The following is a 26,019-nucleotide window of genomic DNA, read 5'->3' on the forward strand; positions in this document are numbered from 1 at the left end:
TGTTCCTTAAGAGCGATCACGCCTGCTCAAACAGTCGTTCGATAGATTGCGTGGGGAAGAACAGCGAACTGCTGTTTTCACCTGCCAGCGGGATAAACCCCAGCTTCAGATAAAATCGTTTGGCCCGTTCGTTAAGCGCATCCACAAAAATTCCGTGGACGCCAACAGCCTGCGACGCCAGATAAACAACGCGCATAGCGTGTGTGACAAGCGTTGTTCCCCACTCGTTTCCCTGTAGTTCTTTATGGACAGCCAGACGCCCCAGCGTCACGCTGGGGACGTTGCTGTATGGGATGCGGCGCTGCTGAGTCTTTGAAGGAAGCATCGCTTTTTCAAAGCAACTTCCCGAGAGTGTGTAATAGCCCAGGACACGCGGATGGTCGCGTTCTTTAAGCAGGTAGCCGCGTAAAATACGCCCGCCGTGCTGACGTACCAGGTGCTCGGTAAGGAAGGCATTTAGCGAGGGTTCACCACAATCGAAATCGCCGAAATCGTAATCGGTTCCCTCTGATAACATTTCGATCGTGAGATTTGCCACGACGCTTCACTCCATGTTTCGAAGACGTTTCGCCGCTCGCTTCAGGCGTTCATTTGGCTCTGGCGGATTGTCGATGGCATCCATAACGGCATTCCATGAGGCTTCGTTTAATACGAGACGCCGATGCTGTTCGATGACTTCGGCAGCACGCTCTGACGCACTGTTCACCATAAACTGGGTGATCGTTTGGTTGGTCATCGCTGCCGCTTCTTCAATCATTGTTTTGTCTTCGTCCGACAGGCGAAGATCGATACGCTGTTTTTTGAGTGCTGGCATGGTTTTCATTTATCGTGTACGGTTTTCATCCGTACACATCGTAGTTAAACCTGCCCTTTATTTCAATCAAAAGCTTATTCGGCCGTTAAATCGTTCACCGCATTCCGACGCTTTCTGAGCTTTAACTCACTCACCAGCACGCCGAGAACAATAAACGCCGCGCCTACCAGCGCCAGCAGCGGCAGACGCTCCCCGGCGAGTCGCCCGAAAATACCCGCCCACACCGGTTCACCGGTATAAATGACCGTCGCCCGTGTCGGGGATACGCTGCGCTGCGCCCAGTTCATGGTGACCTGGATAATGGCGCTGAAAATGCCCAGCCCCAGCGCCACGACGATAAGCCCGGAAGACATCGGCGGGACGGACTCCCCTGCCGGCACCATCGTCGCGAACGCCACCAGCGACGCGGTGGCAAGCTGCACCACCGTCACCCGCTTGACGTCCACTTTTCCTGCCCAGGCGCTAATCAGAATAATTTCTGCCGCAATGGCAACGGCCCCCACCAGAGTGATGATCTCCCCCGGCCCCAGCGCCAGCAGATTATTTTCCGGCCCGGCTAATAAAATAAGACCGATGAACGCCAGCACGATGCCAATGCACGACATCAGCCCCGGCATTCTGCCGAGGCACAGCCACTGCAATAGCGGCACCAGCGGTACGTACATGGCGGTGATGAAGGCGGATTTACTGCTGGAGATAGACTGGAGCCCCCACGTTTGCAGGCTGTAGCCCATGGCAATCGCCACGCCAATGGCTACACCCGCTTTAAGCTCTCTCAGGGTCAACCCGCGCAGGGTTTTCAGCGAAATAAGCGCCACGGCAATCGCCGCGGTTGCAAAGCGCAGCCCCACGAAGAAAAACGGATCGCTCATCGTGACCGCGTACTGAACGGCAAGAAAGGTTCCGCCCCAGAACATGGTGATCAAAATCAGGATCGCTTCCTGAGGCTTAATGGAGAAGGTAAAACGGGAAACGGACATGGGACACCAGCACGAAGAATCAATCCTGTAGTGTGCGATGCCTTTGATGACAGTTCAATGCAGCAGACATAAAAAAACCGCCGGGAAACCCGGCGGCAGGGAGTTAACCCGGCGTACTACTTGTTGCTGCCGTGGCTATTTTTACCCCCTTTTTTACCAGCCTCTGATGCGCGCTGAGGGTCGTTTTTAAAGTTGCCCCCGCTAGACTGGCCACCTTTACGACCTGCTTCTGATGCTCTTTCACGGTCTTCAGCGAAATTACCTGAACCACCACGATGGTTTGCCATCTCTAACCTCCAGAGTGTGAAACATTAGACATCATATTGCATTCAGTAAAAGAGGATTCTTTCACCTCGCGGCTCAAGGATAGTGCCTTTATCTGTGCCGCGTGAAACTAAGCTTAGTGTAATGCGGCTATCCGGCAAGCGAGAGGTAATATTCTGCAACATGATCTCAGCCTTTCGTATGAAATATCGGGGAAGTCATTCATAAGCCATTCTTATATTTTGAAAAATCCGCGCCGCGAAAGTTGTTTCATTTTGCTACAAGGCGCGTAACCAAAAGATATTGTTATATATCAAAGAAATGCCGTTCATTTTTGCAGTCTGGCTGTGATGTCATATCTTTAAAGGAACGCAGCGATCCGCTGTAAGAAAAACCAACGAGGAGTGATGCAAAATGGCAAAAGTTCTGGTGCTCTATTATTCCATGTATGGACACATTGAAACCATGGCTCACGCAGTAGCAGAAGGCGCAAACAGAGTAGACGGCGTTGAGGTCGTGGTTAAACGCGTACCGGAAACCATGCAGGCGGAAGCCTTCGCCAAAGCCGGGGGTAAAACACAAAACGCCCCGGTCGCCACCCCGCAGGAGCTCGCGGACTATGATGCCATTATCTTCGGCACCCCAACCCGCTTCGGCAATATGTCCGGCCAGATGCGCACCTTCCTCGACCAGACGGGCGGGCTCTGGGCCTCCGGCGCGTTATACGGCAAACTGGCCAGCGTGTTCAGCTCTACCGGCACGGGCGGTGGCCAGGAGCAGACGATCACCTCCACCTGGACTACCCTTGCCCATCATGGGATGGTGATTGTGCCGATTGGCTACGGCGCGCAGGAACTGTTCGATGTTTCCCAGGTTCGTGGCGGGACACCGTATGGCGCGACAACCATTGCCGGTGGGGATGGGTCACGTCAGCCAAGCAATGAAGAACTTTCAATCGCCCGCTATCAGGGTGAATACGTCGCGGGTCTTGCCAAAAAACTGAACGGCTAACCCAACAGGAGGACAAGTATGCCAACTCAAGAATCCAAAGCTCACCACGTGGGCGAATGGGCAAGTTTACGCAATACCTCTCCGGAGATTGCCGAAGCCATCTTTGAAGTCGCCAATTATGACGAAAAGCTGGCTGAGCAGATTTGGGAAGAAGGCAACGATGAAGTGCTGGTTCGCGCCTTCGAAAAAACCGACAAAGACTCGCTGTTCTGGGGCGAGCAAACCATCGAGCGTAAAAACGTCTGAACGTTCCCCCCGCCCGCGCGGGGGGTTATCTTCTATTTCGCCGCGTTATTCATTACCGCATTGAATTTATCGACAGGACAGAAGCCGTTGCCATCCACCGGACAGCCCTTCAGCTCCAGCGTCACGCGCTGCGCAGGGGATTGCAGTGACAGTACGCTGGCGTTACGCAGCTGATCTGAACTCTGGTAGACATACTCAATTTTCATCAGCTCCTGATTAGTGTTTTTGTCATGCCAGCGCTGGAAGACAATTTTACCGCCAATCGGGGTGCGTTCCTGCTGGTCGTGCAGCTGATAAGGCCTGAAGTCCAGCGCGGTCAGCAGCGAGGCGATGTTGGAGTCGTGCCCCACCAGCAGGGTGATTTTTGGCGCTTTTGCCTGGTCGGTCACCAGCGCTTTATCAATGTACTTCACCAGCGGTTTAGCCACGTTCTGCGCCACCTCCGTCGACGTAAACAGCGAGTCCTGATAGCCGTTTTTCAGCTTCGACAGCACGCGCCACTGCTGATCGGTTTTGATTTCCCCCCAGGCCACCTGGTCTGTCGGGAAGCCTTCGTAATACTGAAGCGTGAACGCATCCACCAGCGAGTTACCCACCTTCAGCGGCCCGGAGACGCCCGGCTCTTTTTCATAATCGGCGCTGAACGTATCTTTCGCCTCCGTCAGGGAGCAGACTTTTTTTTCCTTGCAGGACGGCGAGTCGCTGTAGTTTGTCAGCTGTTCCAGCAGTTTGTAGCTTTCATCCAGCTGCATTTTCTGCCGTTCCGTCTCCATCGCTTTCAGCGCTTTCTCACGAAACTCAGTAGAGTTATCGGTAATGACCGGATTGAAGGTGGGGTCCATGGTGCCCATTTTTTCCTGGTGATGCACAGGAACATCGCACCCCGGGAACGCGCCGGTGATAAAGAACTGCGCGGTCGCCACGGTGCGCTGGAGGCTGTTGGCGTAGGCATAGACGGTATCCGCTGGCGGGCATTCACCCGCCTTCACCATCCCCTGCTCTGCCAGCCACTCGCGCATATAGTGACCCATATACACTTCCAGTACGCCGCCTTTGGTGGTGAGCTGTCCACCCGGGACGTCCCACTCCGGCCACTGCTTCGGCGTGGACTGCTCCAGCACGCTGCCGTTATTGGCAAGCGGCGCGCGCAGGTTGTGGCGGCTCATGATGAGCACCTGTTCCAGCTGATAGCCATCCGGCGTGTCCTGCGCCTGTGCGCCAAAGGTCACGGACAGGGTACCTGCAACGGCAACTGCGAGTAGTGCTTTTCTCATCCCTAATTCCTCACACGTTTTTAATGTCGCCCTGAGTGTGACAGATCCGTGACAGGTTTTTCGGGAAGCATTTCTCAAACTGATGATTAACGTGCTTACGGCGTGTGCCGATGAGTTTTATAAAAAAACCATACCCCACCGGAGAATTCGCTGTGAAACGGACCCGCCTTGAAGAGAGCACCTGCCCCGTCGCCCGTTCGCTGGATATTATCGGCGACTGGTGGTCGCTGCTGATTGTTCGCGACGCGCTACGGAGCGGCGCGCCTTGAGCTGTTCAACAGTGCGCGCACCGGCATTCTGGCACCGCGCTACGTAAAACAGTAGCCTAACGCTGAAGCTGGTCGCCGTACTCGCTCATCCAGGCGGCCAGCGGCGAGAGTGCGTCCTGAAGGGTTAGCCCCAGCTCGGTGATCTGATATTCCACGCGTGGCGGGATCTCCGGGTAGACCGTTCGCGTCACCAGCCCGCGTTGCTCAAACAGGCGCAGCTGCTTCGTCAGCTCTTTCTGGGTGATAGGGGCAGCGGCACGCAGCAGATCGCCAAAGCGAACGGGTGTATTGAACACAATCAGGCGATAGAGAATGGGGATCGCCCACTTACCGGAAATCAGGTTCACAAACTGCGTCATCGGGCAGGTATACGCCTCAGATTTTTTTTCGCAGCACGCTTCCAGCATCTCTGCCATTTCACACCTCTTGCCTCGTTAGTATCCATTTGGTACCTGGTTTCCTTTCGATACTAACGTTTCTATAGTGCTTTCTCCAGAGACATTTCAGGAGAAGAACATGGGTCGTTTAACCGATAAGTATACGTTGATTACCGGCGGCACCAGCGGTATCGGTCTCGCCACCGCGCAGGCGTTTATCGCCGAAGGGGCACGCGTCGCCGTGACCGGACGCAACCCGGACACCCTCGCCCAAGCAGAGCGCATTCTGGGCGATAAGGCCTGGGTGATCCCAACCGACGCAGGCGATATTTCGTCGCAAAAAGCGCTGGCGGAGACCCTCGCCGCCCGCTGGCCACGCCTGGACGCGGTCTTTCTCAATGCCGGTGACGTGACGCATGCGCCGCTGGAAGCCTGGCAGGAAGAGACCTGGGACCGTCTGATGAACATCAACCTGAAGGGACCGTTCTTTTTAATTCAGGCGCTGCTGCCGCTGCTGAATAACCCGTCCTCGGTGATCCTCTGCGGCTCCGTGAGCGCGCGCATCGGCCTGCCCACCAGCAGCGTGTATGCCGCGAGCAAGGCCGCCCTGCTGTCGCTGGCGCGCACGCTGTCGGCGGAGCTGCTGCCGCGCGGGATCCGCGTCAACGGCCTGAGCCCCGGTCCGGTGGAAACCCCGGCGTTCACGAAAACGGGCTTAAGCGACGAGGCGCTTAACGCGATGATGGCAGAGGTCATCAAGCTGGTGCCGCTGGGCAGAATGGGCTCGACGACCGAGCTGGCAAAAGCCGCGCTCTATCTGGCGTCCGACGAGTCGAGCTACACGGTGGGAACGGAGCTGCTGGTGGACGGCGGAATGGGGAGCCTGTAATTCAAAAGGCGCTGATGCCGGTGACCGCACCGACATACAGCGCCGCCCACGCACAGGCGGAAAGCAGGCTGACGGCGTAGACCTTGACGGCGTTCAGCCTGAGCATCCCGGCCGCCAGCGGGACGATGTAACGCAACACCGCCAGGAAGCGCGACGTAAAAAGCACGATGACCCCGTTCTTTTGCAGCTGATGCTGGACCCGCAGGAACTTATTGGCATGCTTTGAGGTGAAGCGCGTGACCATCCGGGTATGCCCCATCAGCTGGCCGATATGGTAATTCAGCATCGAACCTGCCGTTGCCCCCATCACTACGGCGAGCCACACCATCACAGGATGCATGCTCCCCTGGCTGACGGTAATGCCCGCCAGCAGCATCACCGACGCAGGCGGCAGCACGGAGGAGATCAGCACCGTCGATTTGCTCAGCGCCATCACGAATAACAGCGCGAACAGATGTGCCGGATACAGCGCAAAATGATTCAGCAGGTTATCAACCCATGCCATTTTCCCCTCCACCGTTAATAATTTAATTCTCCATTTAAAATGAATAACCTTAAATAAACCCTCAACATTTTATGAATAAGATTTATCTAAACCGTTCTTAAACATTATTTAATTTTCTGAGCGCTAAATTTAAACAGGCGTATTATCCCTCTCGTTTTACAACGATCTCGTTATGGCGAGGCTCCTGTACAAATACACGTTATCGCTCTGGTGGGTTCGAGAGAACCGGCACAGGGTAAAACAGGCACTGTCGAATCAAGGCTTTGTCAGTATAACTTCCCTTGCGGGATACGGTGTACAGTGCTGAACCCAGGACGTGGGGATCTCCTTTCCGACATGCCCTGTCTTGCTCGCCCCTGAGAGATTTTATTATTCAAAGGGAATCTACTATGTCTTATGCTATTCACAACCAAAACCTGGCTTTTAATGACAGCGCCATCGCGCAATATATGAATACCGATTTTATCGTTATCGATATTTCATTATGCGTAGCTCTGGCACGCGAGCAGTTCTTTGAAAAATTAAAAGATGATGATATTCCGTCGCATATTTTTATCGAAGATAACGGTCGCCTCGCGGGTTTGATCGCCGTACGCAAATTGTTGCAGGCCACGGACACCGTGCAGCCCGTTAAGGGGCTGATGATATCGGATTTTATTCAGCTCAAACCGGAAGATGAGCGGGCGGATGTTGCCGGGCTGCTGGCGCACGCGGGTGCGGATGTGGTGCCGGTGGTGACCCACGGCAAGCTGGTGGGCTGCCTTACCGAGCGTGAAATCGCCCATCTGCTGGAAGATGACGTTACTGAAGATGCCCAGCTTCAGGGGGCGACGCTGCCGCTGGAAAAACCCTATCTGGAAACCAGCGCCTTCAGCCTGTGGAAGAAACGCTCCGTCTGGCTGCTGCTGCTGTTTGTTGCGGAAGCGTATACCAGTTCGGTGATCCAGCATTTTGAAGAGGCACTGGAATCTGCCATCGCGCTGGCGTTTTTTATTCCGCTGCTGATTGGCACCGGCGGAAACAGCGGGACGCAGATCACCTCGACGCTGGTGCGCGCCATGGCGCTGGGTGAGGTCCACCTTCGCGATGTGGGTCGCGTGCTGCGCAAAGAGATCAGCACCTCGTTAATGATTGCCGCCACGCTGGGTCTGGCGGGCTGCGTTCGCGCCTGGATGATGGGCATTGGGATGGAAATCACGCTCATCGTCAGCCTGACGCTGGTCTGCATTACGCTGTGGAGCGCCATCGTCTCGTCGGTGATCCCGATGGTACTGAAACGCTGCAAAATCGATCCGGCGGTGGTCTCCGCACCGTTTATCGCCACGCTCATCGACGGCACCGGGCTGATTATCTACTTCAAAATCGCGCAGTATACGCTGGGGCTGGAATAACGAAAAAACCCTGCGATATTGCTATCGCAGGGTTTTCGAATTTGGCGGAAGCGTAGAGATTCGAACTCTAGAACCCTTTCGGGTCGCCGGTTTTCAAGACCGGTGCCTTCAACCGCTCGGCCACGCTTCCAAAGTGAGGCGCACTATAAACATCTCTGAGCATGATGTAAAGCACGAAATTGCATAACGTTACACGTCTTGCGTCGTCCCCTTCCGCCCCGCTGATTTCTTCGTCATCGGCTGGCTAAAATGTAAACATTTATTTTTACATTCATAACGTTTATTAGATTCGCAGGTGGTCATTTAGACTCTTTTTAGTACAACACCCATTAACCGTGGATCACTGCGATAAGAGATTAGCCATGACTTTATTTAACGACGATTATGAATTTTTTATTTATCAGTGATAACTACTACCTTTGCCAGGGCGTATCAAGCGCCCTGACATCGACCCATTTGATTCGCGATGACGCGGATATTCACGACCTTGATGGGGTCGATCAGGCGATGGATTTTATCATTGCGATTGAACAGGATAAGTCACGCAATAAAACCATTCGGCAGGTCAAAAAAGTTAAGCGTGATTACATTGTCCTGATGCATGAGATAGAAGCCAACCGTGCGGTGAGAATCGATAATATTATCTATTCGTCGATGCATTTTACTGCTCACCCTTTTCAGCAGCTGATGCGCTTTTACCGGGCGCTCAGAACACACTCTTTTACGCGACGCGAATATGACGTGCTGAAGCTGTTTCATTTGGAAAACCATGAGATCGCGAAAAAGCTGCAACTGTCACAAAAAACGACCAGCACCTACCGCGTGAGGATCCTCGAGAAATTAAATATGCGCTCAAAAAACATTCTGGCGATGACCCGTGTAAAATCGGCGATCGTCGATTAAAAGCTGTAACATTTTGCCTTGCCACGGAAAAACCGGGTCGTCACGTTTCGCCCTGAGGGGGTTTGGCTGGCGCGGTATACCAGTTCTCTTTGGCAACCATTACGCTGCCCTCTGGCTGCATAACAAAATTCGGGGACATGATCTGCACGTTAAATTCGTTAAACACATCCTGTATCTGGCTATGCAGTTCATTGCGGGCAACCGCGAGGGACTGTTCGGGCAGCAGACGGACCTGCAATTCGTAAGCGATATACCAGTCCATTAACCCTAACTGGCGTACCAGCGGCGGCTCGGAAAGGTCAATCCCTTTTGCCCGTTTCGCGGCCAGCTCCAGCATGGCATGCACCTGACGCCATGGGGTGTCATAACCGATCGTGACGCTGACCGTCAGATTGAGGCTGCCATCGGGCTGTAGCGCGCTCAGGTTGGTGATCTTACCGCTCACCACCACCGCGTTGGGCACGGTAACGACATAATTTTCCCGGGTAATAATTTTGGTCGCAAGCATGCCAATTTCACTGACCTTGCCTTCGTTATCCGCCACCCGAATGACATCGCCTTTGCGCAGCGCGCGGGAGTAAATCAGGACCAGACCGCTCATGGCATGGTTCATCACCCCCGCCGAGCCCAGCGTTAACATCAGGCCGAAGAAAACGCTAATACCTTTAAACGCCAGCGAGTTTGCACCGGGAAGAAACGGCCAGGCGGCGGAGAGAGCAAATAGCCAGACGGCAACGGAAATGAGCTTACGGGTGGCCCCCACGGTTTCCGGATGTACGCCGGGAAGTTGCAGACGACCAGCCTCCACCTGATTCAGCACCATCTTAAGAAGCTTCAGAATAAAAGCGGTAATGAGGAAAATGATCAGCACAATCGTCAGCCCCGGCAAGGCCGAGACAATCGCCAGGGCGATTTGCTGCACCACGCGAAGCGTCCAGTCTCCCAGCGACGTGCCCCACACCCGCGTCCACGGAAACAGACTGAATGCCCAGCTCAGCCAGACGTAAAAGCCGATAAACCCCAGCAGGAACATCAGCAAGGCGTAAAGCCGAATCTCAATGGCGCCAATGTACCGCCGCCAGCTTTGCGGCACCCGGCTGCGGTTCTCCACAATACGCCGACGGTAGACGCGCCGGAACCAGCGCCAGGATCGCCACGCGCCATAGCAGAGCAGCAACAGCGCCAGCAGGCCAGCGGCTGTTTTTACCGTCGACAGCGCCAGCCAGCCGGTATCGTATTGATCGCGCAGCGCCATCCTCTGCGCTTCCATGCGCGCCAGCACGCGCTGTGCGGCCTGATCGAGGGTAAGATCGTCGCCTTCGTCCAAATCCCCTTCGGTCAGCAGCATCACAGGTTTACCGTTCATCACTATCAGCCGTCCCTGCTGGTTATAGCGGGTCACGGGAACGATGCTGAGCGGCTCACGCACATCCGCCTCGGTAAAATTGCGCAGGGTGTTGCGGATGCGTAAAACGCGCTCTTCCGGCGTGGTCAGGCCAAATTTAGCCTGAAGCATGACGATGGGCTGATGGAAGATATAGACCGTTCGGGCGCGCTCCTGCTCCGTAGGCGCCTGGCGGGGCTCTGCGGGATACGATGAGAAGGCGCTCAGGGCGGCAAAACAGAACGCAAACGCGAGCAGGATCTTTTTCATCCTCACTACCCCAGGTCAGAAATCTTGTTATTTTTCAGGCAACCCGCGAATGCCAGGTGGGTATGTTGAGAATAGTCCAGCCTTTCGTTTCTGCAACAAGCGACGGTGAGCGTGTTGCTCTCAATCACAATATATGTATTATGTTATAACATAACAATTTTGGATTGCGTTCTATGTTACTCAAAAAAGGGTTATTTCTGGCTTCACTGCTCACCATAGCGCCTGCCGCTTTCGCCGCTACCACCTGGCCCCTCACGATTGAAAATTGCGGCGTAAAGCAGACCTTTACGCAGCCTCCTCAGCGCGTCGTGACCGTGGGTCAGCATGAAACAGAATTGCTGCTCGCACTGGGGCTGGAGAAAACGATCGCCGCGACGTCAGTCTGGTTCGGCAAGCTCCCGGCCCCGCTGGTGGATGCCGGGAAAAACCTCTCCCGGCTTGCGGACAATTCCCCCTCCTTTGAGGCCGTGGCAGGGCAGAAACCTGAACTCGTTCTCGCGCAGTATCACTGGCACATTGGTCCGCAGGGAGAAGTGGGAACCCGTAAGCAGTTTGCGTCGCTGGGGATTAAGACGTGGATCTCCCCTGCCGACTGCACGGATAAAACGGTAACGGAAACGTCAAACGCAGACGGAGCACGTAGCGCGCCGTTTTCACTGGCGGAAATTACACGGGAAGTGACCGATCTGGCGACGATTTTTGATGTTTCCGCGCGAGGTGAGCAGCTCAATCGTGCGCTGGCGGAACGTATTAAAAAGGCCCAGGCGCGCGCCTCCACGAAACCACTTAGCGTCGTATTCTGGTTCTCCAGCAGCCGTCTGAATGGCGACCCCTGGGTGGCGGGGAATTACGGCGCGCCTGGCTGGATCAGCCGCACGCTGGGGTTAAAGAACATTATTGACTCTCACGACGAATGGCCCGCTGTAACGTGGGAACATATTGCCCGATCGCAGCCGGACGTGATTGTTATCGCCGGGATGTCCCGCAGGCTCTACCCTGCCGATGACGTTGAGGTAAAAAAAACGTTCTTGCGCAGTGACCCGGTGACAAAGAACATGCCTGCGGTCAGGAACAACCACATCATCGTGGTGCCAGCGATGTCGTTAAACCCTTCATTGCGTAACGTCGATGCGGTTGAGCTTATCAGCGACCGGCTGGCTTCTTTCCAGGATGAACAATGAGTCATTTCGCTTTTGACCACCGCCAGCAGGGTTTACTGGCAGCCGGTGCCATGGCGCTGCCGCTGATGCTGGTCTTTGCCGCCAGTATCGGTGATATGCCGGTGTCGTATGCCAGTACCGGGAAAGCGATCCTCAACGGACTGGGTTTGACCTCTTATGCGTTGCCGCAAACGGAGGAAGGTATCGTCTGGCAATATCGCATGAGCCGGGCAGTGATGGCCGCGTGCAGCGGCGGCGGACTGGCGTTGTGCGGGCTGGTGTTGCAGTCGATCCTGCGTAACCCTCTGGCTGAGCCTTATCTGCTGGGGATTTCCGCGGGCGCATCGCTGGGGGCCGTCTGCGTGATGCTTCTCGGCATCGGGGGGAGCGTGATTGGCGTGAGCAGCGGTGCATTTGTCGGCTCGTGCGCCGCTTTTGCGCTCATCATGGTGATTACAAACGGGATGAGTGAAAGCCCGTCGCGCATTTTGCTGGCTGGCATTGCGGGCACCCAGCTCTTCAACGCCATGACCGCGTACGTCGTCAGTACGTCCGCCAATGCCGAGCAGCCCCGTAGCGTCATGTTCTGGCTGTTGGGGAGTCTGAGCGGCGTGCGCTGGCCTGACGCGCTGCTGGCGCTGGCCGTTACGCTTGCGGGTTTACTGGTGGTATTGCTCTTTTCACGGGCGCTGGACACCTTCACCTTCGGGGATGAGGTCTCCACCACGCTGGGGATCCCGGTTACCGCCGTGCGTATTGTCTTATTGCTGACCTGTGCCATTGTTACCGCAACGCTGGTGAGCGCCACGGGCGCAGTGGGGTTTGTCGGGCTGGTCATTCCCCATGTAACGCGCATGCTATGTGGGCCGGGCCATCGTCTATCTATCCCGCTGACGTTTCTTATCGGCGCCCACTTTATGATCCTCGCCGATATCGTCTCACGCACGCTGATTGTGCACCAGGTTCTGCCCATCGGGGTGGTGACTGCGCTGGTGGGCGCCCCCGTCTTTGTGGCGTTGCTTTATCAAAACCGAAAGGAGCATCCATGAATATTACCGTGGCCGGGTTAACCGTAACCCGACAAGCGCAGACGGTGCTTAAGAATATCGATCTCGACCTGCCATCCGGGCAGATTATCGGCCTGTTAGGGCCAAACGGCTCGGGCAAGTCGACGCTGCTGCGCTGTCTCGCCGGGCTGTTTCCACGGCTCAGCGAACGCGTGGCGCTTAATGGCACAACGCTTGGCATGATGCCGCTGAAAAAACGCGCTCAGCACATGGCGTTTGTCCCGCAACATGCTGAGGTCGACGAAGAACTGACCGTTGAGGACATTGTCAGGCTGGGGCGTACGCCCTACCGAAAAACATTCCAGAGATCCACCCGCGACGATGAGGCTGCGGTTGAGCAGGCGATTGGCCTGATGCAGTTATGCCGCTTACGCCAGCAGCGATGGCACTCTTTGTCTGGCGGAGAGCGCCAGCGAAGCCAGATAGCCCGCGCGCTGGCCCAGCAGCCGCAGGTGCTGTTGCTCGATGAACCGACAAACCACCTGGACATTCAGCACCAGCTGGAGCTGATGCGGCTCGTTTCACAGCTGCCGCTTACGGTGGTGGTTGCACTGCACGATCTCAATCTTGCGGCCAATTATTGCCAGCGTCTGATCCTCCTGAAGGCCGGGCAGATCGCCGCCACGGGCGCGCCAGAGGAGGTACTGACACCAGCAAACATTGAGGACACCTGGTGCGTAAAAGCTCAGGTCTGCAAGGCCGACGCCGGGATCACGATAAGCTACAACATGGTGGCATGACGGAAGCCTGGCGCAAAAGCAAAAACCCCTGCGATATTGCTATCGCAGGGGTTTCAAATTTGGCGGAAGCGTAGAGATTCGAACTCTAGAACCCTTTCGGGTCGCCGGTTTTCAAGACCGGTGCCTTCAACCGCTCGGCCACGCTTCCTAAGTGAGGCGAACTATAAACACCTCACCGCGCGCTGTAAAGAGTGCGCGCATTCGTTCGCTTTAAAAATAGCCAAAATGCGTTTAATCGGTTGAATAGACGACAGATTGGCCATTTTGCCAGCATAATATCCACCGCGGATCGTTAGTGCTTTTTGATGTACATATCTTTGGTGTAGTAGTACCCGAGCTTGTCTGGCGTGAAACCCCCTACCCACGGTTTCACCAGGTGCGTGCGCACGTAGTGATAGACCGGGATCGCCGGTACATCGCGTCCCAGCAGATCTTCTGCCTGCTGGTAGAACTTACCGCGCTCCTCCGCCGTTTTCGATTTCGCCGCGTTCACCAGTGCCCGATCGTAGTCCGGATTGCTGTACTGAGTGGTGTTTTGGCTATCCCCGGTACGGAAGGTATTCAGGAAGGTTGCTGCATCGTCGTAATCGGCAATCCAGGCGTAGCGCACCGCGTCAAAGTTATGGGTGTGCATGGTATCAAGCATGGTTTTCCACTCCTGATTTTGCAGCTTCGCCTCCACGCCGAGGTTCTTCTTCCACATTGAGCTGGCGGCAATGGCAATACGCTGGTGCGATTCCGAAGTGTTATAGAGAAGATTAAAGCTGAGCGGATGGCTGTCGTTAAATCCGGCTTCGGCCAGCAGCTTTTTCGCCTCGGCAATGCGTTTATCCATCGGCCAGCTGGCGTAATCCGGGTTCTGAAGCTTGACGCCGCCAATATCCGGCTGGCTGATCAGCCATGCCGGGCGCTGGCCCTGCCCTAATACTTTATCGGCGATGATGTCTTTATCCAGGGCCAGGTTCAGCGCCTTGCGCACGCGGGCGTCGTTGAACGGCGGCCGGGTGGTGTTGAACTGATAATAATAGGTGGCAAGCTGCGGTGAAACGTCCAGCTCGCTCCCCAGCGTTTTCTTCAGTTGAGCAAACTGGTTGATCGGCACCGTGTAGACAATGTCGATTTCGCCCGCTTTGTAGCGGTTGACGTCAGCAGCTTCAGAGGAAATGGGCAGATAGGTCACCTTGTTGATGACGGTATGTTCATTATCCCAGTATTTCGGGTTACGCACCGCCACAATGCGTTCGTTCACCACCCACTGTGACAGTTTATAGGCCCCGCTGCTGACAAAGTGCTCCGGTTTGGTCCACTTATCACCGAAACGGCCCACCAGGACTTTATCTATCGGCACCAGAGACGGATGAGCCAGCATCGCCAGGAAAGCGGCGTTGGGTTGCGTGAGCGTCACTTCCAGCGTGCTGTCATTGATGGCTTTCACCCCCAGCGACTCGGGCGCTTTTTTGCCTTCTGCGATATCAGTGCCGTTGAGGATACGCATACTGCCGGGATAGCTGGCATACGGAGAGGCAGTTTTCGGGTCGACCAGTCGCTGCCAGCTCCAGACAATATCTTCCGCGGTGATGGGGGTTCCATCGCTCCAGATAATGCCCGGGCGCAGATGGAACGTCCAGACGGTGTTGTCTTTATTTTCCCATTTCTCCGCCAGGCGCGGCTGGATTTCACCTGCCGGAGAGACGCTGACCAGCCCGTCGAATAAATCGCTGATAATATTGAATTCGACATCGCTTTCAACTTTATGCGGGTCGAGCGAGGCGGGTTCACTGCCGTTGTTCCTGACCAGTTCCTGCTTTTCTGCCAGCTGGGTTCCTGCCGGCACGTTAGCCGCCCAGGTTGCCGTGCTGGCGCACAGGACCCCTGCGGTTAACAAAGAGAGCGTAAAGCGCGTGCGTGTTTGTGGTTTCATTTCCTTCGCCTTATTGTCTGTTTTTATGACGATCCGGAAATAACTCTTAGCGGCCTTAGGGAAATAACGCAATATTTTTCAGTGACCTATAAGAGGTTGATCTGAATACGCCCAACAAACCGCACTTCATTCTGAGCACAAAGGCTTTGCCAGAATAAAAAACCAGCATAATCCCTAAGGGGCTGAGTAAAGATGGGTAAAACCACTTTGCCTCTGCCGCGCCGTTTCCTATTCTTTGCGCTAATTACATCTGTCATAAGAGAGTGACTCATGGATCGTATAATTACTTCTTCACGCGACCGCACATCGCTACTCAGCACCCATAAGGTGCTGCGCAATACCTATTTCATGCTCAGCCTGACGCTGGCGTTTTCGGCGATCACCGCGACGGCCAGCACCGTACTGATGCTGCCTTCTCCGGGCCTGATCCTGACGCTGGTGGGTATGTATGGTCTGATGTTCCTGACCTACAAAACCGCGGATAAACCGGTGGGTATTCTCTCCGCGTTCGCCTTTACCGGCTTCCTGGGCTACATTCTGGGGCCAATCCTGAATGCCTATCTGTCTGCCGGAATGGGCGATGTGATTGGTATGGCGCTGGGCGGTACCGCGCTGGTGTTCTTCTGCTGCTCGGCCTACGTGCTGACCACCCGTAAGGACATGTCCTTCCTTGGCGGTATGCTGATGGCGGGTATCGTGATTGTGCTGGTCGGTATGCTGGCGAACATCTTCCTGCAATTGCCTGCGCTGCATCTGGCAATCAGCGCGGTGTTTATCCTGATTTCATCCGGCGCAATCCTGTATGAAACCAGCAACATCATTCACGGCGGTGAGACGAACTATATCCGCGCCACCGTGAGCCTGTATGTGTCGCTGTACAACATTTTTGTCAGCCTGTTGAGCATCCTGGGCTTCGCCAGCCGCGATTAACTCACCGTGCTGTGAACAGGGCCCCGCTTATGCGGGGCTTTGTTTTTTTGGTAGACTTAGGCGGTTTTTGACTAACGCGTGAATGAATATGTTGAGTTTTGAAGGCAAAGAGATCGAAACCGATAACGACGGTTATCTGAAAGAGAGCAGCCAGTGGAGCGAAGCGCTGGCGGAGAAAATTGCGGAAAACGAAGGAATTACCCTCTCCCCGGAACACTGGGAAGTGGTGCGCTTCGTGCGAGAATTTTACCTTGAATTCAACACGTCGCCAGCTATCCGCATGCTGGTCAAAGCCATGGCGAATAAATTTGGCGAAGAGAAAGGCAACAGCCGTTATCTGTATCGCCTGTTTCCGAAAGGCCCGGCTAAACAGGCGACAAAAATCGCCGGCCTGCCAAAGCCGGTAAAATGCATTTAATAGCGAATACTGAAGTCAGCGTATTCCCGGTCGGGTTGATGCGGTTCCGTTAGCACCTTATCAACCCGCGCGCTGCGCGGTCCGCCCGCTTTCAGCCACGCCACCAGCTTCTCAACCCGATCCGCCTCACCGCAGGCCACAACCTCCACGCTGCCATCATCCATGTTACGCGCATACCCCGTCAGCCCGAGCTGAAGGGCTTCACGCTGGGTGCTGTAGCGGAATCCGACGCCCTGTACAAGGCCATGAATCCAGGCAATGGTGCAAACATTTGACATCATCCTTCTCCTTATCCGACTGGCGCGTTGCATTTCCTCACTGAAGTCGGGAAAATGGCGGCCATTTCATTGGAATCGACAGAATAGCAAATTATGAGTGTACGTTTAGTGTTAGCCAAAGGGCGCGAGAAGTCATTACTGCGCCGTCATCCCTGGGTCTTTTCCGGCGCGGTTGCCCGCATGGAAGGTAAAGCCAGCCTCGGTGAAACCATCGATATTGTTGACCATCAGGGGAAATGGTTAGCACGCGGCGCATACTCGCCTGCATCTCAGATTCGCGCGCGCGTCTGGACGTTCGATAAAGAAGAAGCCATCGATATCGACTTCTTTGTCCGTCGTTTGCAACAGGCGCAGCAGTGGCGCGAGTGGCTGGCAAAACGTGACGGGCTGGACAGCTATCGTCTGATTGCCGGTGAATCCGACGGGCTGCCGGGCGTGACCATTGACCGCTTCGGCAATTTCCTGGTGTTGCAGCTGCTGAGCGCCGGGGCGGAATACCAGCGTGCCGCGCTGATTAGCGCCCTGCAAACCCTGTTCCCGGAATGTGCCATTTACGACCGCAGCGACGTGGCGGTACGTAAAAAAGAGGGCATGGAGCTGACGCAAGGCCCGGTTACCGGCGAACTGCCACCTGCCCTGCTGCCTATTGAAGAGCATGGCATGAAGCTGCTGGTGGATATCCAGGGCGGCCATAAGACCGGTTATTACCTCGACCAGCGTGACAGCCGTCTGGCAACGCGCCAGTACGTTGCCGATAAGCGCGTGCTGAACTGCTTCTCTTATACCGGCGGCTTTGCGGTCTCTGCCCTGATGGGCGGCTGTGCTCAGGTAGTGAGCGTCGACACCTCACAGGAAGCGCTGGACGTGGCGAAGCAGAACGTTGAGCTGAACAAACTGGATCTGAGCAAAGCGGAGTTTGTGCGCGACGACGTGTTCAAACTGCTGCGTAAATACCGCGACCAGGGCGAGAAATTTGACGTCATCGTGATGGACCCGCCGAAATTTGTTGAAAACAAAAGCCAGCTGATGGGCGCCTGCCGTGGCTACAAAGACATTAATATGCTGGCGATCCAGCTGCTGACCCCGGGCGGCGTACTGCTGACATTCTCCTGCTCTGGCCTGATGACGACAGATTTATTCCAAAAAATCATCGCCGATGCCGCAATAGATGCGGGTCGTGATGTACAATTTATAGAGCAGTTCCGTCAGGCCGCCGATCACCCGGTGATCGCTACCTACCCGGAAGGGCTGTATCTGAAAGGGTTTGCCTGTCGCGTCATGTAACTTGAAAAGAGAAATATTGCCCGCACATAGTGTGTATGTAATGTTTCCCGGGAGGTGACTATGATTGCCAGCAAATTCGGTATCGGCCAGCAGGTCCGCCACACCTTGCTTGGATATTTGGGTGTGGTCGTGGATATCGACCCGGAGTATTCCCTTGATGAACCGTCAGCAGACGATCTGGCCGTTGACGCAGAGCTTCGCGCCGCGCCCTGGTATCATGTGGTTATGGAGGGCGACGATGGTCAGCCTGTCCATACCTATCTTGCCGAAGCGCAGCTGAGTGGTGAACTACAGGATGAGCATCCGGAACAACCCACTATGGACGAGCTTGCTCAGACCATCCGCAAACAGTTACAGGCACCAAGACTGCGCAACTAAAGGTGTAAAAAAGCCCGTCAAACGGGCTTTTTTTATTTTGCCAGCCCCAGACGGGGAATATCGATTGCCGGACAGCGATCCATCACCACCTTCAGCCCGGCATCACGCGCCAGCACGGCCGCCTGCTCATTAATCACGCCCAGCTGCATCCACAGCGTTTTCGCGCCAATGGCAATTGCTTCCTGCGCCACGCCCCAGGCGGCCTCTGAATTACGGAAAACGTCCACCATATCCACCTTTTCCGGTACGTCCGCGAGCGTCGCATAGCCCTGCTGGCCCAGCAGCGTTTTCCCCGCCACCTTCGGCGAGACCGGGATCACGTGATACCCCTGATCCAGAAGGTATTTCATGACCCGATAGCTTGGGCGATCCGGTTTATCGCTCGCGCCGACCAGCGCGATAGTGCGCGTGGACGTCAGAATCTCGACAATGTCGTTCTCTTTCATGCTCTTCCTCCTGGTTTTTTTCAAAGTGTACGTCAAAGCGGACGTCTCAACCACGCATCCCATACAGAAGTATGAGGGCAAAACGGCAGAATATGTCTATATGTTAGTAAACGTGTTTATCGAAAACTTTTGATACATTCTTACCGGGGTAGTTTGTCTACAGGAGTCTGCTATGAAAACCGGCATCGCCTGGGCTGTGGTTGCGTTAATCATGCCGGTCTATGTTTTCGCAACCACTCTCAGACTCTCAACCGACATTGACCTGCTGGTGCTGGACGGGAAAAAAGTCTCCAGCTCCCTGCTGCGGGGCGCAGACAGCATTGAGCTGGATAACGGCCCGCATCAGCTGGTTTTTCGGGTGGAAAAGACCATTCGCCTCGCCGACAACGAACAGCAGGTGTACATTTCGCCTCCGCTGGTGGTCAGCTTTAATACCCAGCGTATCAGCAAGGTCAATTTTCGTCTCCCGCGCCTTGAGACAGAAAAGGAGTCACTGACGTTTGATGCCTCGCCGCGCATAGAACTGGTGGACGGGGATTCCATGCCCATCCCGGTAAAGCTGGATATTCTGGCGCTGACAAAAAGGCCAAAAGGAACAGACTATGAAGCGGACACCGAGACCTACAACAGGGCCAGCAGGCGCGCCTCGCTGCCCCAGTTCGCCACCATGATGGCGGATGACAGTACCCTGCTTTCGGGCGTATCGGAACTGGATGTACTTCCCCCTCAGTCGCAGACCCTTACTGAGCAACGTCTCAAGTTCTGGTTCCAGAATGCCGATCCGGACACGCGCGCCCGTTTTCTGCAATGGGCGAAACAACAACCTTCGTCGTAAGCCACATTTTTTCGTCCTTTCTCTTGCAGCATCAGCCAGTTCCCGTCATCGTGTAGCGAGGTAACCTCACGGATAAGATTATGGAACTGACAACACGCACACTTCCGGCGCGCAAGCACATTGCTCTGGTTGCGCACGATCACTGTAAACAAATGCTGCTTAACTGGGTTCGTCGCCATCAGCCTCTTTTACAGCATCATGCCCTTTCTGCCACGGGAACAACCGGCAACCTGATCCACCGCGAAACCGGTCTGGAAGTGAATGCCATGCTGAGCGGCCCGATGGGGGGTGACCAGCAGGTAGGCGCTCAGATTTCGGAAGGTAAAATTGACGTTCTGATTTTCTTCTGGGATCCGCTGAACGCGGTTCCGCATGATCCGGACGTTAAAGCGCTGCTGCGTCTGGCGACGGTGTGGAACATTCCGGTAGCCACCAATCTTTCAACGGCAGATTTCATCATTGAATCGCCGCAGTTTAACGATCCGGTGGAGATTTTGATCCCGGATTATCAGCGTTATCTTGCGGAGAGACTGAAGTAGTTTTTTGCCCGGTGGCGCTGCGCTTACCGGGCCTACAGAATTTGCCCGGCGCGTTACGGCTTTCTCGCCACCGGCACGTCAATACTCTTCAAAATATCGACAAACACCGACGGCTCCTCTTTGTTGAACAAGAGCCACACGCGATGGCGCGCGCGGGTTATCGCCACGTACAGTAAGCGCCGCTCCTCTGCATCCGGGAAATCTTCCGGAACAGGCAATAACGCCTCTTCCATCACGGATTCCCGCGCCGGTGCCGGGAAACCGTCGCTCCCCTCTTTTAGCCCAACCACAATCACGTAGTCGGCCTGCTGCCCTTTACTGGCGTGAATGGTCATAAAATCGAGCTGTAGTTTTGGCCAGCGCGTCGCCGCTTTTTCCAGCGCCGTCGGCTTGAGGTGGTGATAACGCGCCAGCACCAAAATCCGTTCATCCGGTTTCGCATAGCCGCTCAGTTTATCCAGCAGCGGTTCCAGCTGATCGTCCGCCAGCAGCGTGACGGCCTTTTTATCACCCGAGGTCAGGCTATTAAGCGGTTTCGACAGCTGATGCGGGTTCTGCTGAATAAAACGGTTGGCTATTTCGCCAATCCGCGCGTTGAAGCGGTAGGTGGTGTCCAGATCGCTGCGATCGCCTTCCCCAAAATAGTGGTGGAAGGCCGTGGTGAGGGATAGTTGCGCCCCGCTGAAACGGTAGATAGCCTGCCAGTCATCGCCCACGGCAAACAGCGACGTGTGTTTATTCTGCGCCCGCAGCGCCGAAAGCAGCGCAGCGCGCTGAGGCGAGATATCCTGAAACTCATCCACCAGAATGTGTTTCCACGGGCTGACGAAGCGCCCTTTCTCCAGAATAATTATGGCCTGATGGATCAGCCCGGAAAAATCGACCGCGTTTTCGTCTTTCAGCGCGGTTTTCCACGCTTTCAGCATCGGCGCCATCAGCTTAACCCGCTTAGAAAACACGGCGCGGATAGACTCCGGTGCGCTTTCTGTCATCTCCGCCTGAGAGCCGCCGTGCATGCGCATCAGGCTCACCCACCGGTCGAGACGAGAGCCCAGCCGGCGCGCCAGCTTTTCATCCTGCCAGAAGCTGCCCTCCGGCACCTCCCAGTTGAGTTCCTCTTCAAGCCACTGACGCCAGCCTTTCGCCTGCGCCTTTTTTTCACTGCACTGCTGACGCCATGCCTTGATAAACAGCGCCTGGCGAGCCTGAGCGTCATTTTCCAGCTTGCTGACAACAGGAACTTTTTTGCTGCCCTGTTGAATGATGTGTAAAGCGAGGGAGTGGAACGTGCGCGCCGAGATATCCTGGGTATGCAAACGCGCCTGAATGCGCTCATCCATCTCCTGCGCCGCCTTGCGACCAAAGGCCAGCAGCAAAATCTGGTCGGCAACCGCCTCGCCCGTAGTCAGAAGCCAGCCCGCGCGCGCCACCAGCACCGACGTTTTGCCGCTCCCGGCGCCTGCAAGCACCAATAAAGACTGCTCGCCATTTACCACGGCGCGCGCCTGGGCAGGATTGAGGGGCGATGACTCCACCGTACTGAAAAAATCGGCATATTGCGTAAGCATCGCCTCAGTCCAGGCCTGGTTATGCGCCAGACGGCTTTTCTCGATATCGCTCAGCCAGGCCTGACACTTCCGCCACGCGTCGCGGCAGTTATCAAATTCCTCAAGCCGCGCCACCGGTAAAGGCAATGCCGTCAGCGCCTGGGCAATTTTTTGCTGAAGCCCGGCGGTTTGCTGGCGCGTCAGCCACTTCTGCTGCGTATTGCTTAGCGCGATATCGTCCAGCACCTGATGCAGCACCTGTGCGGCTATCACGCTCATCTCCTGGCTCCACTGCTGCCAGCGCATGTTCAGATGATGGTGGAAGCGTTGGGTTTCCGCCCACTCGGTCCCGTGGAGTCGCACCACTTTGTCTGCCGGCAGGACGAACTCCAGCTCCCCCCATACCAGCCCTCGTTTACAATGAATGGCCAGTAGCTGATTAAACGGAATAAGGTATTCGTGGCGTTCCCCGGAGACTTTCACTCCCGCATTGAGAAGGACAACCTTGTCGTAAGGGTGCTGCGCCAGGCGTTTGCCCATTGAAGTTGCTTTCAGTTCCATATCCTGCCGGATCCACGAGGTCATAATTTGTCAGACAGTTTAACTGCCAGTTTTAAGGTGCTCCAGCCCAAAAAAACGTTACAATCACCGGGCGTTAATCATATCGAAGGAAATGAGGGTTTATGCGTACCGTTCTGAATGTGTTGAATTTTGTCCTTGGCGGTTTTGCCACCACCCTTTCCTGGCTTTTTGCCACCCTGGTGAGCATCGTGCTCATCTTCACCCTTCCGCTGACGCGCTCCTGCTGGGAAATCACCAAACTCTCCCTCGTTCCTTATGGAAATGAAGCCGTGCACGTGGATGAGCTGGAGCCGGAAAGAAAAAATGCCCTGATGAATACCGGCGGCACGTTGCTGAATATTTTATGGCTGATCTTCTTTGGCTGGTGGCTGTGTCTGATGCATATCTTCGCCGGTATCGCCCAGTGCATCACGATTATTGGCATTCCGGTTGGCATCGCAAATTTCAAAATTGCCACCATCGCCCTGTGGCCGGTAGGACGCCGTGTTGTCCCGGTCGAAGTCGCGCAAGCCGCGCGTGAAGCCAACGCCCGTCGCCGTTTTCAGTAATAAGGACTGGCCGCACTCATGCTAAGCCCCCTGCTTCGTCGCTATACGTGGAACAGTAACTGGCTGTATAACGTCAGGATCTTTATCGCCCTCTGCGGCACCGTCGCTCTGCCGTGGTGGCTGAATGATGTGAAGCTCACCATCCCCCTCACGCTTGGGGTGGTGGCTGGTGCGCTGGCGGATCTCGACGACCGCCTGGCCGGTCGTTTGCGTAATCTGGTCATCACGCTGGTCTGCTTCTTTATTGCTTCCGCCTCCGTTGAGCTGCTTTTCCCCTGGCCCTGGCTGTTTGCCTTAGGGCTGACGGTGTCCACCAGCGGCTTCATTTTGCTCGGCGGCCTCGGGCAACGCTACGCTACTATCGCGTTTGGCGCCCTGCTGATTGCCATTTACACCATGCTGGGCGTCTCTCTTTACGATCAGTGGTATCAGCAACCGGTCCTGCTGCTGTTGGGCGCTATCTGGTATAACCTGCTGACCTTAACCGGGCATCTTATTTTTCCGGTTCGTGCCTTACAGGACAACATTGCCCGCAGTTACGAACAGCTGGCCCACTATCTGGAGCTGAAATCCCGGCTGTTTGATCCGGATATTGAAGAGGACAGCCAGGCGCCCCTGTACGATCTGGCGCTGGCAAATGGCCAGCTGGTCGCCACGCTGAATCAGACCAAAGCCTCTCTGCTCACCCGTCTGCGCGGCGATCGCGGTCAGCGCGGTACCCGGCGCACACTGCACTATTACTTTGTCGCCCAGGATATTCACGAGCGTGCCAGCTCGTCGCATGTGCAGTACGCTGACCTGCGCGAGAAATTCCGCTACAGCGACGTGATGTTCCGTTTCCAGCGCCTGCTGTCGATGCAGTCTCAGGCCTGCCAGCAACTTGCGCGCTCAATACTGCTGCGCACGCCCTATCAGCACGATCCGCGCTTTGAACGCGCATTCAGCCACCTGGATGCGGCGCTCGATCGCGTTCAGGCCAGTGGGACATCACCGGAACAGTTCAAAGCCCTGGGATTCCTGCTCAACAACCTGAGAGCCATCGATGCTCAGCTCGCCACCATTGAGTCTGAACAGGCGATGGCGATGCCGGGCAATGACGCTGATAACCTGCTTGCCGACGACAGTCTCAACGGTTTCAGCGATATGTGGCTGCGCCTGAGCCGTCATTTTACGCCGGAATCCGCCCTCTTTCGCCATGCGGTGAGGATGTCGCTGGTACTGTGCGTCGGCTACGCGTTTATCCAGATAACAGGATTGCACCACGGCTACTGGATCCTGCTGACCAGCCTGTTTGTCTGCCAGCCGAACTATAACGCTACCCGCCATAGGCTTGCGCTGCGTATTGTCGGGACATTAGTGGGGGTCGCCATCGGGCTGCCGGTGCTCTACTTTGTGCCATCCGTAGAAGGGCAACTGATCCTGATCGTGATTACCGGCGTACTGTTCTTCGCCTTCCGCAATGTGCAATATGCCCACGCCACGATGTTCATCACGCTGCTGGTGCTGCTCTGCTTCAATCTGCTGGGTGAAGGCTTTGAAGTGGCCCTCCCCCGCGTGATCGACACGCTGATCGGCTGCGCCATCGCCTGGGCGGCGGTGAGCTTTATCTGGCCTGACTGGCGTTTCCGAAATTTACCGCGCGTGTCCGACAGAGCAATGAACGCCAACTGCCGCTATCTGGATGCTATTCTTGAGCAATATCATCAGGGCCGCGATAACCGTCTGGCCTATCGGATTGCCCGTCGCGATGCGCACAACACGGACGCAGAGCTGGCTTCCGTTGTCTCGAATATGTCAACTGAGCCGCGCGCCACGGCAGAAATCCGGGAGACAGCCTTTCGCCTGCTGTGTCTGAACCACACGTTCACCAGCTATATCTCTACCCTTGGCGCCCACCGAGAGAAACTGACGAATCCGGGCATTCTGGCGCTGCTGGACGATGCCGTTTGCTACGTTGATGATGCGCTTCATCATCAACCTGCGGATGAGCCACGGGTTCACCAGGCACTGGATGAACTGGTGCAACGTATCGCACACCTTGATCCAGGCACCGACAACAAAGCTCCGCTGGTCCTCCAGCAAATTGGCCTGCTTATCGCTTTGCTGCCGGAAATTTGTCGGCTGCGCCAGCAGATCGCTACCTGGCGGAATGATGGCCCTGCGACTCAGGCAGCGCATTAAACCACTCCGTAAGCTCCCGGCGAATATCCGCCGGGAGTGCCGCTTCATGTAACCCTTCAATGGCGCCTTCAAGCGCGAACAATACCCGGATACTCAGCGCTTTATTCTTAGAGCGCATTTTCAGCCAGCTCGTCTTTGCTCCCAACTGTCGTAGCGTCTCTTCATTGGTAATGCCCGCCTCCATAAGCAGGACCTCAATCTGAAATGTCAGGTTCGGCAGATCTTTAAGCCGGTTACGCTGATGGCGCTGGTAGCGCTCTTTCCTGGCAGCATCGAGCGCAAACGAGGAGAGCTGAAGCAGTTTTTCCCTGTTTTGCCACAGACCTTCGTCCACACGGTAGTAATTAAGCAGCACTGGGCGTCCTCGTTTCATCAGGGTCAGAAAAGAGGAGGCGTTTTTTACACAGTATTTTGCACTTTGCTCACAGGCGCGAAGGTACAGCTCGCCGTCAGACACCATCGCGAACACCGCTTCATCCACGGCCAGGGTATAACCGCCAAACAGGGCGCGATGATGAATTTCGCCCAGCGGAGAGAGGTATTCCTGAGATTGATAAATCCGATCATAAGATATCTTTTTCATGATAA

The 26,019-nt window shown here is 55.5% G+C and carries 29 protein-coding genes, 2 tRNA genes, 1 pseudogene and 1 riboswitch; of the genes and pseudogenes, 17 read left to right on the forward strand and 15 right to left on the reverse strand.

Annotated elements, in window-relative coordinates; translation table 11 throughout:
• Nucleotides 1–16: 16 nt before the first annotated feature.
• The 4 genes from RHN82_RS01720 to RHN82_RS01735 all read right to left on the reverse strand — a co-directional run bounded on the left by RHN82_RS01720 (nt 17) and on the right by RHN82_RS01735 (nt 2,081).
• Nucleotides 17–538 carry a GNAT family N-acetyltransferase gene (locus RHN82_RS01720; protein WP_032670168.1) on the reverse strand — a complete coding sequence of 174 codons (522 nt, stop codon included), beginning with the start codon at nt 536–538 and terminating at the stop codon, nt 17–19.
• A 6-nt stretch (nt 539–544) separates the two neighbouring features.
• Nucleotides 545–814, reverse strand: coding sequence for a DUF1778 domain-containing protein (locus RHN82_RS01725; protein WP_001303459.1), 270 nt, complete (start codon nt 812–814; stop codon nt 545–547).
• Between the two features lie 74 nt (nt 815–888).
• Nucleotides 889–1,794, reverse strand: a complete 906-nt coding sequence (locus RHN82_RS01730; protein WP_047051684.1) for a DMT family transporter — start codon at nt 1,792–1,794, stop codon at nt 889–891.
• Between the two features lie 116 nt (nt 1,795–1,910).
• Nucleotides 1,911–2,081, reverse strand: a complete 171-nt coding sequence (locus RHN82_RS01735; protein ID WP_001273664.1) for a general stress protein — start codon at nt 2,079–2,081, stop codon at nt 1,911–1,913.
• Nucleotides 2,082–2,472: 391 nt separating this feature from the next.
• Between RHN82_RS01735 and wrbA the strand changes: the two genes are divergently transcribed.
• Together wrbA and RHN82_RS01745 are read left to right on the forward strand one after the other, a co-directional pair.
• Entirely contained in the window at nt 2,473–3,069 is a 597-nt protein-coding gene (wrbA, locus tag RHN82_RS01740) for an NAD(P)H:quinone oxidoreductase (protein ID WP_006809323.1), read from the forward strand.
• Nucleotides 3,070–3,087: 18 nt separating this feature from the next.
• Nucleotides 3,088–3,315: a YccJ family protein gene (locus RHN82_RS01745; RefSeq protein ID WP_006809324.1), complete on the forward strand. Its 228-nt coding sequence runs from the start codon at nt 3,088–3,090 to the stop codon at nt 3,313–3,315.
• Nucleotides 3,316–3,347: 32 nt separating this feature from the next.
• Here RHN82_RS01745 and agp read toward each other — a convergent pair whose 3' ends face one another.
• Nucleotides 3,348–4,589, reverse strand: coding sequence for a bifunctional glucose-1-phosphatase/inositol phosphatase (agp, locus tag RHN82_RS01750; protein ID WP_047051685.1), 1,242 nt, complete (start codon nt 4,587–4,589; stop codon nt 3,348–3,350).
• 152 nt (nt 4,590–4,741) lie between these two features.
• On the opposite strand from agp, the pseudogene RHN82_RS01755 reads away from it, so the two are divergent.
• Nucleotides 4,742–4,843: pseudogene (locus tag RHN82_RS01755) on the forward strand (winged helix-turn-helix transcriptional regulator); the annotation flags it as partial.
• Between the two features lie 71 nt (nt 4,844–4,914).
• Here RHN82_RS01755 and RHN82_RS01760 read toward each other — a convergent pair.
• Entirely contained in the window at nt 4,915–5,274 is a 360-nt protein-coding gene (locus RHN82_RS01760; RefSeq protein ID WP_040117469.1) for a helix-turn-helix domain-containing protein, read from the reverse strand.
• Nucleotides 5,275–5,374: 100 nt separating this feature from the next.
• Between RHN82_RS01760 and RHN82_RS01765 the strand changes: the two genes are divergently transcribed.
• Entirely contained in the window at nt 5,375–6,124 is a 750-nt protein-coding gene (locus RHN82_RS01765) for an SDR family oxidoreductase (RefSeq protein WP_047051686.1), read from the forward strand.
• A gap of 1 nt (nt 6,125) precedes the next feature.
• Here RHN82_RS01765 and RHN82_RS01770 read toward each other — a convergent pair whose 3' ends face one another.
• Nucleotides 6,126–6,629, reverse strand: a complete 504-nt coding sequence (locus RHN82_RS01770; protein ID WP_047051687.1) for a DedA family protein — start codon at nt 6,627–6,629, stop codon at nt 6,126–6,128.
• A gap of 159 nt (nt 6,630–6,788) precedes the next feature.
• Nucleotides 6,789–6,958, forward strand: a riboswitch (M-box (ykoK) riboswitch).
• Between the two features lie 60 nt (nt 6,959–7,018).
• Here RHN82_RS01770 and RHN82_RS01775 point away from each other — a divergent pair.
• Nucleotides 7,019–8,020, forward strand: coding sequence for a magnesium transporter (locus RHN82_RS01775; protein ID WP_015570882.1), 1,002 nt, complete (start codon nt 7,019–7,021; stop codon nt 8,018–8,020).
• Nucleotides 8,021–8,062: 42 nt separating this feature from the next.
• On the opposite strand, the gene RHN82_RS01780 is transcribed toward RHN82_RS01775, so the two are convergent.
• Nucleotides 8,063–8,150, reverse strand: a tRNA-Ser gene (locus RHN82_RS01780).
• 254 nt (nt 8,151–8,404) lie between these two features.
• Between RHN82_RS01780 and RHN82_RS01785 the strand changes: the two genes are divergently transcribed.
• Entirely contained in the window at nt 8,405–8,923 is a 519-nt protein-coding gene (locus RHN82_RS01785) for a LuxR C-terminal-related transcriptional regulator (protein ID WP_047051688.1), read from the forward strand.
• Between the two features lie 40 nt (nt 8,924–8,963).
• Here the strand turns inward: RHN82_RS01785 and RHN82_RS01790 are convergent, their stop codons facing one another.
• Nucleotides 8,964–10,577, reverse strand: a complete 1,614-nt coding sequence (locus tag RHN82_RS01790) for a mechanosensitive ion channel family protein (RefSeq protein WP_047051689.1) — start codon at nt 10,575–10,577, stop codon at nt 8,964–8,966.
• Nucleotides 10,578–10,750: 173 nt separating this feature from the next.
• Here RHN82_RS01790 and RHN82_RS01795 point away from each other — a divergent pair, with 173 nt between their 5' ends.
• From RHN82_RS01795 to RHN82_RS01805, 3 genes are read left to right on the forward strand one after another with little or no spacing between them, the layout of a single operon-like run.
• Entirely contained in the window at nt 10,751–11,758 is a 1,008-nt protein-coding gene (locus RHN82_RS01795) for an ABC transporter substrate-binding protein (protein ID WP_047051690.1), read from the forward strand.
• The gene (locus tag RHN82_RS01800; RefSeq protein ID WP_047051691.1) at nt 11,755–12,786 is read left to right on the forward strand and encodes an iron ABC transporter permease; all 1,032 of its coding nucleotides are present in this window, start codon (nt 11,755–11,757) and stop codon (nt 12,784–12,786) included. The genes RHN82_RS01795 and RHN82_RS01800 overlap by 4 nt, the downstream gene beginning before the upstream one ends.
• Entirely contained in the window at nt 12,783–13,544 is a 762-nt protein-coding gene (locus tag RHN82_RS01805) for an ABC transporter ATP-binding protein (RefSeq protein WP_047051692.1), read from the forward strand. Before RHN82_RS01800 ends, RHN82_RS01805 begins: the two co-directional genes overlap by 4 nt.
• 60 nt (nt 13,545–13,604) lie before the next feature.
• On the opposite strand, the gene RHN82_RS01810 is transcribed toward RHN82_RS01805, so the two are convergent.
• A tRNA-Ser gene (locus RHN82_RS01810) sits at nt 13,605–13,692 on the reverse strand.
• A 144-nt stretch (nt 13,693–13,836) separates the two neighbouring features.
• Nucleotides 13,837–15,465 carry an ABC transporter substrate-binding protein gene (locus RHN82_RS01815; protein ID WP_047051693.1) on the reverse strand — a complete coding sequence of 543 codons (1,629 nt, stop codon included), beginning with the start codon at nt 15,463–15,465 and terminating at the stop codon, nt 13,837–13,839.
• A gap of 270 nt (nt 15,466–15,735) precedes the next feature.
• Here RHN82_RS01815 and yccA point away from each other — a divergent pair, with 270 nt between their 5' ends.
• Both yccA and tusE read left to right on the forward strand, forming a co-directional pair.
• Nucleotides 15,736–16,395, forward strand: a complete 660-nt coding sequence (gene yccA / locus RHN82_RS01820; protein WP_003858127.1) for an FtsH protease modulator YccA — start codon at nt 15,736–15,738, stop codon at nt 16,393–16,395.
• A gap of 88 nt (nt 16,396–16,483) precedes the next feature.
• On the forward strand, nt 16,484–16,813 hold the full coding sequence (tusE, locus tag RHN82_RS01825; protein WP_003858129.1) for a sulfurtransferase TusE: 330 nt from the start codon (nt 16,484–16,486) through the stop codon (nt 16,811–16,813).
• Here tusE and yccX read toward each other — a convergent pair.
• Complete coding sequence (gene yccX / locus RHN82_RS01830) at nt 16,810–17,091, reverse strand: acylphosphatase (RefSeq protein WP_072189990.1); 282 nt, start codon at nt 17,089–17,091, stop codon at nt 16,810–16,812. The genes tusE and yccX overlap by 4 nt on opposite strands.
• A gap of 93 nt (nt 17,092–17,184) precedes the next feature.
• On the opposite strand from yccX, the gene rlmI reads away from it, so the two are divergent.
• Nucleotides 17,185–18,375: a 23S rRNA (cytosine(1962)-C(5))-methyltransferase RlmI gene (rlmI, locus tag RHN82_RS01835; RefSeq protein WP_047051695.1), complete on the forward strand. Its 1,191-nt coding sequence runs from the start codon at nt 17,185–17,187 to the stop codon at nt 18,373–18,375.
• 60 nt (nt 18,376–18,435) lie between these two features.
• Nucleotides 18,436–18,753, forward strand: coding sequence for a heat shock protein HspQ (gene hspQ, locus RHN82_RS01840; protein WP_003858136.1), 318 nt, complete (start codon nt 18,436–18,438; stop codon nt 18,751–18,753).
• A gap of 32 nt (nt 18,754–18,785) precedes the next feature.
• Here the strand turns inward: hspQ and RHN82_RS01845 are convergent, their stop codons facing one another.
• Nucleotides 18,786–19,199 carry a CoA-binding protein gene (locus RHN82_RS01845; RefSeq protein WP_006809337.1) on the reverse strand — a complete coding sequence of 138 codons (414 nt, stop codon included), beginning with the start codon at nt 19,197–19,199 and terminating at the stop codon, nt 18,786–18,788.
• Between the two features lie 172 nt (nt 19,200–19,371).
• On the opposite strand from RHN82_RS01845, the gene csgI reads away from it, so the two are divergent.
• Both csgI and mgsA read left to right on the forward strand, forming a co-directional pair.
• A complete protein-coding gene (gene csgI / locus RHN82_RS01850) occupies nt 19,372–20,034 on the forward strand; it encodes a curli synthesis inhibitor (RefSeq protein ID WP_047051696.1) in 663 nt (220 codons plus the stop codon).
• 80 nt (nt 20,035–20,114) lie between these two features.
• Nucleotides 20,115–20,573, forward strand: coding sequence for a methylglyoxal synthase (mgsA, locus tag RHN82_RS01855; RefSeq protein ID WP_003858146.1), 459 nt, complete (start codon nt 20,115–20,117; stop codon nt 20,571–20,573).
• Nucleotides 20,574–20,626: 53 nt separating this feature from the next.
• Here the strand turns inward: mgsA and helD are convergent, their stop codons facing one another.
• Nucleotides 20,627–22,681 (reverse strand): DNA helicase IV, encoded by a 2,055-nt coding sequence (helD, locus tag RHN82_RS01860; protein ID WP_047051697.1) that lies wholly within the window; start codon nt 22,679–22,681, stop codon nt 20,627–20,629.
• A gap of 122 nt (nt 22,682–22,803) precedes the next feature.
• On the opposite strand from helD, the gene RHN82_RS01865 reads away from it, so the two are divergent.
• Together RHN82_RS01865 and yccS are read left to right on the forward strand one after the other, a co-directional pair.
• Complete coding sequence (locus RHN82_RS01865) at nt 22,804–23,250, forward strand: YccF domain-containing protein (protein ID WP_003858149.1); 447 nt, start codon at nt 22,804–22,806, stop codon at nt 23,248–23,250.
• An 18-nt stretch (nt 23,251–23,268) separates the two neighbouring features.
• Entirely contained in the window at nt 23,269–25,431 is a 2,163-nt protein-coding gene (yccS, locus tag RHN82_RS01870; protein WP_047051698.1) for a YccS family putative transporter, read from the forward strand.
• Here the strand turns inward: yccS and RHN82_RS01875 are convergent.
• A complete protein-coding gene (locus tag RHN82_RS01875; protein ID WP_023299743.1) occupies nt 25,388–26,014 on the reverse strand; it encodes a TfoX/Sxy family DNA transformation protein in 627 nt (208 codons plus the stop codon). The two genes, yccS and RHN82_RS01875, sit on opposite strands and share 44 nt — an antisense overlap.
• Nucleotides 26,015–26,019 lie beyond the last annotated feature (5 nt).

The organism is Enterobacter cloacae complex sp. EB5, from assembly GCF_031432835.1.
GTDB classification, from domain to species: domain Bacteria; phylum Pseudomonadota; class Gammaproteobacteria; order Enterobacterales; family Enterobacteriaceae; genus Enterobacter; species Enterobacter hormaechei_C.